The 12,424-nt window shown below is 50.5% G+C and carries 11 protein-coding genes and 1 pseudogene; 2 read left to right on the plus strand and 10 right to left on the minus strand.

Annotated features, from left to right (window positions below; genetic code table 11):
* Positions 1–11: 11 nt before the first annotated feature.
* From radC to KYK33_RS06215, 6 genes are all read right to left on the minus strand, one after another.
* On the minus strand, positions 12–515 hold the full coding sequence (gene radC / locus KYK33_RS06190; protein ID WP_224432396.1) for a RadC family protein: 504 nt from the start codon (positions 513–515) through the stop codon (positions 12–14).
* Between the two features lie 86 nt (positions 516–601).
* Entirely contained in the window at positions 602–904 is a 303-nt protein-coding gene (locus KYK33_RS06195) for a hypothetical protein (protein WP_224432397.1), read from the minus strand.
* Positions 879–1,307 (minus strand): hypothetical protein, encoded by a 429-nt coding sequence (locus KYK33_RS06200; RefSeq protein WP_224432398.1) that lies wholly within the window; start codon positions 1,305–1,307, stop codon positions 879–881. Before KYK33_RS06200 ends, KYK33_RS06195 begins: the two co-directional genes overlap by 26 nt.
* A gap of 94 nt (positions 1,308–1,401) precedes the next feature.
* The gene (locus KYK33_RS06205; RefSeq protein ID WP_224432399.1) at positions 1,402–1,974 is read right to left on the minus strand and encodes a lecithin retinol acyltransferase family protein; all 573 of its coding nucleotides are present in this window, start codon (positions 1,972–1,974) and stop codon (positions 1,402–1,404) included.
* 92 nt (positions 1,975–2,066) lie between these two features.
* The gene (locus KYK33_RS06210; RefSeq protein ID WP_224432400.1) at positions 2,067–2,738 is read right to left on the minus strand and encodes a hypothetical protein; all 672 of its coding nucleotides are present in this window, start codon (positions 2,736–2,738) and stop codon (positions 2,067–2,069) included.
* A 20-nt stretch (positions 2,739–2,758) separates the two neighbouring features.
* On the minus strand, positions 2,759–3,130 hold the full coding sequence (locus KYK33_RS06215; RefSeq protein ID WP_224432401.1) for a hypothetical protein: 372 nt from the start codon (positions 3,128–3,130) through the stop codon (positions 2,759–2,761).
* A gap of 267 nt (positions 3,131–3,397) precedes the next feature.
* Between KYK33_RS06215 and KYK33_RS06220 the strand changes: the two genes are divergently transcribed.
* Complete coding sequence (locus KYK33_RS06220; protein ID WP_224432402.1) at positions 3,398–3,742, plus strand: helix-turn-helix domain-containing protein; 345 nt, start codon at positions 3,398–3,400, stop codon at positions 3,740–3,742.
* A 138-nt stretch (positions 3,743–3,880) separates the two neighbouring features.
* Here KYK33_RS06220 and KYK33_RS06225 read toward each other — a convergent pair whose 3' ends face one another.
* Both KYK33_RS06225 and KYK33_RS06230 read right to left on the minus strand, forming a co-directional pair.
* Positions 3,881–4,858, minus strand: a complete 978-nt coding sequence (locus tag KYK33_RS06225; RefSeq protein ID WP_224432403.1) for a YagK/YfjJ domain-containing protein — start codon at positions 4,856–4,858, stop codon at positions 3,881–3,883.
* Positions 4,859–5,259: 401 nt separating this feature from the next.
* Positions 5,260–5,463 (minus strand): helix-turn-helix transcriptional regulator, encoded by a 204-nt coding sequence (locus KYK33_RS06230; RefSeq protein WP_224432404.1) that lies wholly within the window; start codon positions 5,461–5,463, stop codon positions 5,260–5,262.
* Between the two features lie 1,944 nt (positions 5,464–7,407).
* Here KYK33_RS06230 and KYK33_RS20230 point away from each other — a divergent pair.
* A pseudogene (locus tag KYK33_RS20230) lies at positions 7,408–7,650 on the plus strand (H-NS histone family protein); the annotation flags it as partial.
* Positions 7,651–7,759: 109 nt separating this feature from the next.
* Here the strand turns inward: KYK33_RS20230 and KYK33_RS06240 are convergent.
* Both KYK33_RS06240 and KYK33_RS06245 read right to left on the minus strand, forming a co-directional pair.
* Positions 7,760–10,972, minus strand: a complete 3,213-nt coding sequence (locus tag KYK33_RS06240) for a hypothetical protein (RefSeq protein WP_224432405.1) — start codon at positions 10,970–10,972, stop codon at positions 7,760–7,762.
* Positions 10,973–10,984: 12 nt separating this feature from the next.
* Positions 10,985–12,400, minus strand: a complete 1,416-nt coding sequence (locus KYK33_RS06245; protein WP_224432406.1) for a hypothetical protein — start codon at positions 12,398–12,400, stop codon at positions 10,985–10,987.
* Between the last annotated feature and the right edge of the window lie 24 nt (positions 12,401–12,424).

The following is a 12,424-nucleotide window of genomic DNA, read 5'->3' on the forward strand; positions in this document are numbered from 1 at the left end:
CTTGCTAGGCGCTATCCGACAAGCATCCCCCGTTCAGCCAGCGATACCACGCCCTCAACGCCAACCACCAGATGATCGAGCAACCGCACATCCACCAGAGCTAAGGCCTCTCTGAGGGCCTGAGTAAAGACCCGGTCTGAGTGGCTCGGCTCCGGGTCGCCGCTGGGGTGATTGTGCACCACGATGATGGCCCCACAGTTGAGCATCAGGGCCCGCTTGACCACTTCCCGTGGATAGATGCTGGCGCTGCCCAAGGTGCCGCGAAACAGCTCCTCAAAGGCCAGTACACGGTGTTGGGAGTCGAGGAACAGTGCACCAAACACCTCGTGCTCCCGGTCTTGTAACAAGGTTTGCAGTCGCTCGGCAGCGACAGTGGTACTGGTAATAGCGGTGCCTTTGGCCAGGCGCTTACGGGCAATCTGATTGGCAATATGCAGCAGGTCTTGCTCGGTCACGGGTTCGGTGACGACATAGGTGCCGGGGCACTCCCCGGCTTTGAGTTTGTGGTAACGCATGGTGGTCTCCTGAAAAAGAAAAACCCCGGCACGAGGCATACCGGGGCTAAATGCAGAGGTGTTGTTGGTTTGCTCGAAAGGGGTGTTCAGTTGGCAGTGGTGGTGACTCCTGCCGTGGTTGTGGATTCACGCTTCACCGGCATCAGCGATCCGGGGACCAGCACGGTGAGCGGGATGGCCAGTACCAGGCTCAAGCGATCTGCCAGTTGGTAGGCAGGGCTGATGGTCTCGTAGTCAGCTACCCATGTGGCCAGGGCCAATCCGCTGGCCTCTACCGCCCGCAGGTAGATGCTGTAGCCCTGTACGGTCAGGCCACTATCACGCACCACTTGTGTTTCTCCCTCTCGATTGATGGCTTCCAGCTCAACGGCTATCGGTTGTTTGGGCATCGTGTGCCTCCTTTTGGGGTAAGGGGTCACTCTCCACGCGATAGCCGCGCTGGGTGCAAATTCGCTGCAGGTCAGCCAGGAAGCTTGCCAGCACGCGGGGCTGCTCAGAGAGCGGGACCGGTCCAGCCTGGCAGCGCCAAAAACAGCGGCGCGTGGGGTCAACGCAGATTTCATCCACGGGCTGACTCATGGTGCGCCAGTCATCAGCATTGGTGAGGGAGCGCAGTTGCCACTGCGCCCCAGACCAGCGCAGATGCAGCGTGACAGTGCGGGCATGTGGGCTATCAGGAGTAAGGTGCAGCAACCAGCGCTCGCCCTGGTGAGTTGGCAGCAGCTTGGCCTTGGCGGCGACCAGGCCCAGCCACTGGCGTGAGTAATGGGAGAGCGGCAGTTCGTTAGTCATCACTTACCTCCTGTTCCCTGTTTGCAGTGGTGGTGAAATACTCCCGCTGGCAGTGGCCATGAAATGGCATGGTCATCATGGGGTGTCCTTGTCGTTAATCCCGAAACCAGCGCCAGGCGCGGTAGAGGCCGTAGGTGGCCACGAGGGAAAGGGTGATGGGAGCCGCGGTGGTGCTCAGTAGCGAGCTGGCGGCAGCGGCGACGGCGGTGGTTGCTGGGGGATTCAATACCGTGCGGGTGGCCAGCCCCGAGAGGGTCAGGGGGGGCGAAGCCGTGGAGGGATGTGTCACTGCACGAATGGCCTGATGGGCTACCCAGCCTGTCGCGATAAGCTGGTTAATCTGCTTGCTGTAGTGAAAGCCGTCGATACACCAGCGCACGAAGTGCTCACAGTTGTTCAAGAGCGTGCTGTAGTGCGCTTCCCCGAGGCGGGAGTAAGCCCGGTCGATGCTTTCTTCTCGGTTATAGGCCCGCATCCCGTGGTGCTGAACGTGGTAGCCTTGGCGTTGGCAAAACTCAGCCAGTGAGGTGATGGCAACCTGACCTGAGCGTTCACCGGCACTGACACCCCGGTAGTGGATAACCTGATGGTCACCCAGGAACAACCCGTGGTGCTGATAGCCGATACGGGGTGACACGAGGTGGTCCCCCGATTGTGGTAATGGCATCCATGACTCCTTACATGGCAAACGGCATAAAGACCAAGGGCACCGCGAGGGTGCCCTTGATGATGGAAGGTGAGAGATGATTACCCGGCAGGTCAGGATTGCTTGCGCAGTGCCATGGTGCGGCTATCCCAGGCCCAGGTTTCGGCGGGGTTGCCTGGCAGGACCAGCGTGAAGCCGTTGGCGTCATGCTTCAGCTTGCCCAGGTCGCTACAGGTGCCGAAGGTGGGAGTGAGCAGGGGAAGTGCATCCGGTCGGATGACGGCCAGCTGATAGAGCACCGGACAGGCGATGCCACCGGAGTTGAGTTCGAGCAACACGGCTTTTCCCTGCGCCAATGGTTGCTCATGATTGATGGTAATGGAATGGTACATGTCAGTACTCAACAGAACCTGTTCGCCATGAGCTACCACGATAGTGCCATCGTCCTGTGGGTTGATGGCAATGTCTGCTGAGGCTGGAGCCGAGAGTGTTGGCTCGAAATAGACACTCCCATTTGAGTATGTTTTCAGCGTGCCGGTTAGCGTGATGTGCTGGGCTACCAAATTCATCAGGTGCGGTTCGTCTGCTTCTTTAGCAAGCAATTCCACCTGCTGTCCCGAGACGGTCTCTACCCAGTACTTTAGGCTGGCATATTGCAACGTGCCTTCGATTTGACTTTGTTTGCTCGACACCACAGTGGGTGCTGACGGGGACAGGGCTGCAAAGGAATAGGGGCAACAAAGAGTGCTGGCCAAAATGATTGTTCTGCTGAGATTGAGGAGCATGTGATATCTCTTGATGGGGGTTAATCGAAGGTGTAGGACGCGTTGCCTTGGTCGGTGATGAACGTGACGTCCTTTAATCGACAAGGGTCTGTCATTGTGAATACGGCACTTTCCATGTAATTAAGCCTGCGTGGTAAGTAGTAGACATTTGCGAATTCCCCGCTACCGAGATTTTTCACCAGCACCTGGCATTGGCTCTGGCCGTCATTGACGATGATCTTGCTGATGCGGATCGGGTTGTCGTTAAGCGAGGTGGCTCGAAACTGCGCTCGCCCAATAGCGGTGTAGTACACATCAAGGTCGAATTCGGGGCTATCGGTGGACTCTGCATTGCAGGCACTCATTGATAGGCCGCAGGCCAGCAGTAAGGGATAAAGCAGTGTGTGATTCATGATGCCTCCTGGGTAAACATGGCAAAGGGATACCTGGCCGACGAAGCAAGCCTGTCGGGTTAACAGTGATTAACGCAATGGGTTAATGGTGGTGCTGGCCGATAGCCAAACACTACTGAAGGGGGATAAGGGTTAGGTCGTGTTGAACTCCTTTCGATGTTGGTGTGAGTATTTTAACGAATTAGATCTATTGAGGTGATCCTCATCGCAAAGGGTCCTTAATGTCAATGGGTCCATGGTCAACCATACGAGTTGACTGGAGGACTTATGACTGACATCAACTTTGAAGAGCTAGCCAAGAGCGTAGGTAAAGCGATAGGACGTCAACGACAGCAGGTGGGGCTGACTCAGGAGCAAGTGGCAGAACACCTAGGGATAGGTATGGAGGCCATCTCCCGGATGGAACGAGGTCTCGTGGTGCCGACAGTGGTGCGATTGGCAGAGCTCGCTCAGCTGTTTGAATGCGAGCTTGCAGACTTTCTGCGTGAAACCAGCAACCGCCCTACCGAGCAAGGTATTGTGCTTAGTCAGCGGTTGGCCAAACTCGATACAGCAGACAGGGCGCTGCTGTTGGAGGTGGTTGATAAACTGGTTGCGCGATTAGCGCCTTAATCCCACTCTGTGAGTATTAGTGACTCGCTGACATCCGATGCCAGGTTCGAGAACTTGGGAGGCCACAATGGCTCTTCCAAGCGGATTTACGGCGATCTCTGCTTGGCGTCCCTTGATGATATCTACCTGAGATTTTTTTCAATCGAAACGGCGGAGCGATAACCGTGGTCTCCCTGTGCGAGGGTGAACTAATGGGACCTCCATTCGTCCGAAGGTCCGGCGGCCCTTTGGCAAGGCTGCCAATATACGTTCATCAGATTTGGTCAGATAGCCGAGAGCGTCCAGTAGTAGGGCCTGTTTGCCAGAATCAGCGTAATGCACCATCCCTATCCCATCGGTCCCCCACTCCTGGTACTGGACTCGACGGCTATTGCAGTTGTAATAGTTCCCCTGTCCATCGGTGATGGCCTCCCACTGCTCACCCAGCGTTTTACCCAATGAGATATCTTGCTGATGCTCAGCTCCGTTGAAGATGAACGTGAGGTGGAAATGGAAACGCCGGTCGATGCCGTATTCTATCTTCCAGATATATCCCACCAGATGTTTGAATCGTCGCGGTATTACGCTCAGGTAATGACGCAAGTCATGGGTGATATTATCCGCAGTTAATCGATGGTAGTGGGCCTCACGATACCCGATATCCAAACGAATGAATAATAGTTTGGCATGTTGAGCGAATAGACTGTTGATATAGGTCGCTATGCTGAGCTGATTGCGTTTCTCAACACGTTGAAGGTTATTGAGACGCTTACGGTGCGACTGACTATTGGACGCGCTTAGGAAGGCTCCCAGAGCGTTATTGATAGCATCGGCCAGTTTATGGGCCGTCTGGCTATCGAGGGAGGGCATCCTGGCGAGGTGTAATCTGGGCACTGCTCGCATATGTGTCAGGAATAGCTCGATGGTGGGGTGGGCTGAGGATATCTCGGTGTGACAGTAGAAATAATCACGCACGGTCTCCAATGCGCTAAAGAGACAAGTCGATAATGACTGGTCTAGGCAATCTATATGCAACTCGCGGATAGGGGTATATGCCACGATGACGACTGGGAAAGTCGTATGCTGGAGTTTACGTGCCAGCGGCAGAATATTTAAGAGTCTTACGGTATTAAACATGATGGCCTCGTTTAGGCAGGGTTATTCCTACGCTGTGTGATTGGCACACGCGTATAGAGGGGAGGTAATTGGTAGGATGGCATTTGCTATACAGGCTGCATGACCACCACGTTACGTGGTGTAGTGGTATGCGGGAGTAGCATGAGGATACTGAGGTATCCATGGTGTTGGGTGGTAATGCGTGGTGTACGTAGTGGGTATGGGAGTGCTGAGGTAGTGATAATGAATAGAAGTGATATTAAATAATATATAAACCCAAACTCGCTAAGCCTCGACACTCGTGCCAAGAATGAAAATCAAATATAAGAAGAGATAGCGTATTTGGACGAGTCATCAGCTATAAAAAAGCTCGAACAATAACTGGAAGTTAAGGAGCCTGATGGCGACTAAAAGTTAATAACTCAGGACTGGCTTCGAAGAATAAGCCAACAGTCTACGTCATGCTCAAACCAGCCTATAGATGACTGGCCTATCTTAAACGGTTTGGGGAATGTCTCGTCATAACGAGGGGACTTGGGATTCATCCAGTCGTATATGGTGGAACGAGCCATGCCAATTTTAGCGATGAGGTCTTTGATGCGTAGGACTTTGATAGCAGTGCTCATGGTGTACTCCTGATGACATGGCGGGTTGTTTCATCAGAAGGACGGGGCAGTTAAAAAAAACCGATTAACTCGATTAGTTGGTGAGCGAAAAAAGAAGAGATTATGCTGAAAAGTTAGTTGCATGGGGCTCTAATCTATCTTTTTCAAGGTGTAGCCATGAGCATGTAAGGCATCTAAAGGCGGATGCCACATCATTTTTTAATGAAAAACTGGAGGGGGGAACAGATAGAATCCAGCAAAATCCCACCTCTCACACAACATTGCAAGTACGGCCATGTTATATTAAAAGATACCAAGCCACTCTGTAAGTGGTTGCTGTTGTGTTTAGGCGAGATAGGGTGTTGTTTACGTTTTTAAAATAAAATTATTCTGGTTTTTGTTATTTTAATGATGCACGTTTAGGCTGAAGGGGATGAGATAGTGAAAAATATAAGCAAAAAATTAAAGAGAGATATTGGAGGGATAGCAAAGTTCCAGAGAAGGGAGCCTGTTAAAAAAGTCAAGACTAAAGATGCTTACATTGAAGAAAATAAATCATCTCAAACCAACTCCTCTGCCCGCGATGATAACGTGACATCTCCTTCAACACCTTTAACGCGAACACGAAAAAGGAAAGCCAGAAAAACTAGAGAAATAAACATTGCCCCCAATGAGGGGAGGCCCTATGCAATATATGATTGTGATGAAAAGTGGGTTCACGCGGCTAAACGGACAAGAAAAAATGTGCACGGTGCGTTCTTGCGGGAAGGGTTGGGTGCGAAGGGGTTAAGTGTAGGTGAAATAAGTGAGATAGATTTATTCATTGAGGAAAATAAATCACATGATGTGATGTACAGTAAGAAAATTGCTCCGGCAGATGATTATGAAAATTTTATTTTCATATATGACATTTTACGTTTTATTTCATCCATCAGGGAGTTCAACTACCACACACCTCCTCGGGTTGGTCGGCGAATCGAAAAATACAATATACTTGAAGAGCTTAAGGCTGATATCAAGGGTAATGTGGAAATTGAAAATAAAAATAAATGGCGTGTATTCACTAAGGAGCAAAAGAAGATTGCAAAGGAAAAAGTAAGGAGCCTTTTAAAAAGAGGTATGAAGTCGTTTTCAAGTTATGAGGATTTTCTGAAAAATTTCAATGTGCATCCTGCAGTGCCACTTTTCATCCTAACAACGAATGCCAATAAAATAGACACAACCAACAAAGACGATTTCGAAAGTTATTTTTCGATGGATTTAATTACTGCCTTTGTTAATGAGTTTAACTTGATTTTTGACCAGCCAGCTTATAAAAAAGCAACCAGTAAAAGGTTGTTTAATGTGCAAGAAAACATCAATTCTGCCATGAGGCATGCTAGTTCAATCATGTCTAACGGTAGCTCTCATGCGATACGATTTTGTTTGGGCTTCAATTGCCCCCTTGATGATGAGCATGATACTAATTTTGAAAGGTGTCTCATGGATAGGTTTAATACGGCCGTTCAGATAAAAAACTATAGACTAACGACACTACGAGATGGCAGAAATGCGATATTTAGAAATGGGGCTAAGAACCCCGTAATGAGACATGTTGATGGGTATATATGGAAAATAGATTACTGCTCCGTTAGGGGGTATTACATTCATGTGATTTTATTTTTGAAATCAGGTTGGAGTAAGCATTGCGATGTCATGGAATCAATTGGTGAGATGTGGAGGGGAAAGGTTAAAAATGGAGATGTATTCTCATATCGAGGTACGCGTAGCAACGTGAGTTTACTAGCAGACGATAATAAACAAAAAGTACTGGGCGACATTAACGATTTATTTATTCAAGATATCCTGGCATATGCAGACACAACGCTATCAGATGGCAAGAAAATCCGCACCTTTGGTAAAGGTGAACAAAGAAAGGGAGTGTCTAGTTCGCTACGACACGGCCAAACCAAGCTGACTGAGCGTGAGAAAAAGCTGGCTGAGTTCCAGGCGATGTTGGTGCAGGCGGGGATTGACCCGGCTGAGTTGGTCGGTAGTGCTCCTTCCACATCTACCAGTGCGGTTAAAGCCAAGCGGGTTCCTCGTCCCCCGAAGTACCGTTATGTCGAGAATGGTGTAGAGAAAACTTGGACCGGTCAGGGTCGCACGCCCAAATTCCTGGCTGAGCAGCTCGAGCAAGGTCGCCAGTTGGATGAATTCCTCATTTAAATAAAGTCATGCTGATAGCTTGTCAGATTGATCGTTCTAACGACTGCAATTCAAATGAGATATCAGGTAGAAAGTAAATGGGGCATCGACGATGCCCCACCGACCTGTATTAAACTTTCGGATGGCTAATGTAATTGCCAACACGCAAGAAGGTTTCATGCTTGTTTGGCGAGTAGACGCACAACACACCTTGCTTGTTGGCTGCAATGTGCTGCCAAGTGCCTTCTTCGAGCACCAACTCTGTAAAGGACTCTCCTGTCTGACTTACGTAGAGCGTTTCGCGGCCCCAACGCGTCGTAAACAGACTCACATCCTGCAGATGGGCGCAGTCATTGATGCGGATATCCTGGGACTGAACCTTCCATTCGTAGCCATTTTTGTCGGACGTCATGACACAGCCAGAATAGAAACACAACTGGGTCTCGCCCATACGTGTGATGAGCGGCGAATCGTAGTTGTCGTCGTCACTGGTCCAGGTGCAGGTGCAGGTTCGCCAGCCTTTTCCAGGGATAAAGTAGCTGACGAATGAGGATGCGTTGTTCTTCTTTTTAAACGACGTATAGAGGTAGTCGTACTTGCAGAATGCGAGCAAGGTATTTCCGCCCGGCAATGGCTGGAGGCTCTCCACCACGACCCCCTCAGAAAAGCTCGGTGTGTCCTCCCAGCGTTGCCATTGATTATCGAGGTTCTCAGTACAGAATACGGCTATCTTGACGTAGCGGCTGGTCTTGGTTGAATCGAAGATTATGCCTTTTTCAATGTAGGAGTACTCCTTGTCTTCCTTGAAGCGCCAGAGCCACAGGCCGTTGAAATAGACGACATCTTCGGTGCGGGTAAAGTGATAGCCAGGTACGTCTGGGAAGTGACTTTGTTTCCAGTTCTGTGCATCACTGGAGTAATAGAAACCGTCACAGTAGCCCGCCATGGCGATCCATATCCCGTTCACGAAATCCAATTTTCTGATATACGGCGAATCTTCGGAGGCGCTGAGGTGCACGGTGTGCCAGTGCTCACGATCAAGGCTGCGATAGACCCGATGATCATTGTCGACGATCAGCCAGGTGGTACCGTCTGTCTTGATGTACTGAATTTTCTCTGGGTCGCAGGGCGGGTGTTCTACCAAGCTCCACTCGATGCTGAACAGATGATCACGGCCATCTTTTTCGATGGTGATCGATTGCTTGGCTAGTTTTTCCTGCTGTTGCTGGTCTAGCCGTGCGGCGTACTCTTTTGTCTTGAGTTCAACCACAGATTCGTCGAATCGACCTTCCTTGAATAGAGATAGCTGTTCTGCTACATCGCTACAGGCATCGGTGAAGGACTTCAGTGTGTTGTCCAACTGGCGTACAACGTGACTGAACTGAGTGTACCAGTCTTCGTTATTAACAGAGTTGTCCAGCTCGAAATCGGCATAGCCGAGCTCGTCCTTGAATGTAATAGAAGGTAGGCCCCAGCGCGTTAGCACACTATTTCCATGGTTCAAAGTGCTTGAATGCTTAGAGATAAACTCACGGATCTTTTTGCGCATCTCATTAAGCGAGGAGAGGCTGGAGCGGCGGGCAACAGCATAGGCCGTTCCTCCCACTTTGCTGACGGCCTTCAACAGGCGCGAATCATCATCCCACGCCCCCATAAAGTCCGAATAATCCGAGGCTTTAAAATACAAGTCGGTCAGGTCTTGCGAAAGCGTCGCTGCGCTTAAACGGATATTCTGCAGCTGGATATTTGTTTCGGAAAACGCTCTTTCGAAGCGCAACTCGCGGTAGCGTATGATGTTCTTCCAGCCGTGTGTTTGCTGCTGCAGCTTCTCGGCTGCGGCAAGTATGTTCTCCTCGTCCTTTTCGTTGAGCATCGTCAGTACTCGAGGGAATTGTTCCTTGAACCGTGCAGGCTTGAGCGCATTTAAGATACGCAGTATATGAGGGGCCTCGATTGGTTTCTGGCACAGTGTCACCAAGTAAAATGCATCGAGTAGCCAAGTGTAGGTCTTGTTGTCCCCATTGAGCAGCTCTTCTAGGGTCGGCAGGTAGTTCTGCACTTTACGAGGGTTATCCGCCAGTGCTGAGATTTCAGCGAGTATCTGTGGACACCCGGCTTTGTGCGCCAGTAACTCGAGAAACTCTCGGCCTTGTCTGTTCAATGACGCTGAGTTTTCGATGCTCAGAGCGAGTAACAATAGGTAGTTGTATCGAGCGTCAAGATCGTCTGTGCTGTCGAAGAAGGTGTGGGAGTGGATGTCCGGCAATGACGACACCAGTGCAACCGGTTCGCTGTTTGCATTCTCGGCGACTTCATCAGGCAGGCCGCTCAGCCCGTTCTGATCCTTGTAAATCTCCAAGGTCAGCAGACTACCGCCGATGATTTCCTCGATCAGGTTGCGCACCTTGTACTGCTTGTTAAGACCGGAAAACTCCTTGCCGAAGAATTTGGAAATGATGCGTCTGCGTTTCTCGTCACTATCACAGAGTTCACCGTCCGAGATCATGTCGGTGATACGTTCATACTCGTCGGAGAGGTAATACAGCGAATTGAACGCCAGACCCGAAATGTTTTGCTGGATGAAGTGCGAATCGGCAACGTGTTCTTCAAACGACAGCTCGATGACGGAACGATAGCGTTCGATGTTGCTGGCTTCGATCTGGTCGATCAATTCGATGATGAAACTCAACAACTCGACTTCTTCGTCGCAATCCACATCCAACTTTTCCAGTGTGACGATCAGATGATTGATGTCCTGCGTGGTTAGCATTACGCCGGGGTGACTGCGCATAAAATCATACGCTAGGTTCAGCACTAGCAGCGCCTTGGGCATCGACTTGAATCGGCGCTTGTTCGCTTCGATATTCAGCGCCCATTGGTGAAAGTTGGTGTTGTTCTCAACCCGGATGAGGCGTCGGTTGATCTTGTCGACCGCCTGGAAGAGGAATTCACGAGTTTCGATAATGTACTCGTTCATCGTGCCCAGATTATTGCGGATCACTGCAATGCTCTGGGCGTTGATTAGATTCTGCTGCTGCAGCTGTTTAAGATAGTGCCAAGCGAACTTTTGCATGTGTAGCGCGTCGACTTGGTTCTGCAACTGATTCTGGCGGTTCTTACCACTGAGCGCGCCTGCAAATCGTTTGAAGAATCCGCTCTCTGCTTGTTCTTTCAGGCGCTCATCGCTGCACGTGATTAGCCGTGAAGCGTCCACCGCCAGTTGCTGGGTCAGTGCTGCATTGTTTCGATGCAGGGCGACAAGAGCCTCGACAGCTTCCTGTTCCGAGGCATTCAGAGGTTGTTCGAACATGTTCTGAGGTGCTGTTTCGATCGTTTCGTTCATTGAAAATATCCCTTAAAGATTATCGATCAGGTTCTTTAATTGTGTGCTTTGGGTTGCCATGGTCTGAACTTGGCCTGCAAAGTGACGTTCGGACAGATATAACCCCTTGTGGAACTCGGCATAGAAAGACTGCGACATTTGCAGATATTCCAGAGAGTCATGCATAATCATTGCGTTGCTTGCCACAAGCTCGGTGGCTTCCAGAGTCAGGCGGAAGTTTTTCTCAATGTGATTGTCGATGGCGATGCTCATGGCCATCGTGGTGATCAGACCACCGATGATGCCGCCGACCAATGCGCCAATCGGTCCGCCGAGAGCACCTACTGCAGCGCCCACCGAGCTGCCGACAACGGCTGCACCGGACTGCAACAGGTTGTGCCCAGAACGGGTTTCGAGTTCTTCGCGGGTGATCTTGCCAGCCGCGAACAGCACTAGGTTCTGAACCACATCCACCGCACACACTGCAGCAGTAGCCACGCCGTTGTTGGCGAAAGTTCGTTTGAAGGCAGTACCTGCAAACATTGCAGGCAATTTCCGTGCAGTCATGCTGACCGCCGCAGTGGCGACACCCGCTTTCAACGCACTATCTCCAGCTGCGATAGCTGTATCTTGCAGAATTTGGAAAGTGGCTTGTTCCGCAGTGATCTCCCCGTCTCGTACACGTTTTATCGACTGGAAGGTGTTGATACTGCCAGCGATAACAGTGGTTATCACCGCTGCTGATTTTGCTGCGCGCAGGCTTTGCTGGACAGTAGACTTATTCAGGAAACCGTTCTGCATGTTTTCATGCAGCTCCTTACCGGTCTTATTCCCGCTACCTAAATGCTCGGCATCCCGCTTGCTTAGTGGGATCGATTGAGTTCCATCTACGTCAAGATTAGCTGTAGTCTTTTCACGTACCCTTTCAGCAGCTTTGGATACATCTGGACGAGTTTGCTGGTTTCGCAGCATGTCGCGTTCTGCTGCGTCCTTGATCTGCTCGATCTGATCTGCCGGGCCGATAAAAGCATCGCTGTCCTGATATTGATGGGTACCATCTTTGGTGGACCTGAATGCCTTTTGGGTTGCCTCGCCATCTTTGAAGTATTTCAGCTGGGCCCCGAGCAATTGTTCATCGCCTTTCATCACAACGATATCGTGGGTCGTATGGTTTTTGGTGAGAGGCGTATTGGTGAAGTTGTCGGTGAAGGCCCGAACGTCTTTGTCTTTAAGGATGGCGTCTAAGTTAAACGATTCGGCGTGCCAGGTCTCGGCCGCGAATCCGCCCTTTATCGCGCTGTTCTGTGCTGTTCCGGCAATTTTGTCGATAATAGCGTTCGCTTGATTGATCTCGTGCAGCATGTTGCCGATCTGCTCTGATGCTTTCGCAGGCCAGATCGGGCAGAGGCTGATTGAATTGTTCAATGCTCTTTTACGTTCGTTGTTCATAACACTATCCCTAATCATCGAAAT

Source organism: Aeromonas rivuli, from assembly GCF_020149575.1.
Lineage (GTDB): Bacteria > Pseudomonadota > Gammaproteobacteria > Enterobacterales > Aeromonadaceae > Aeromonas > Aeromonas rivuli.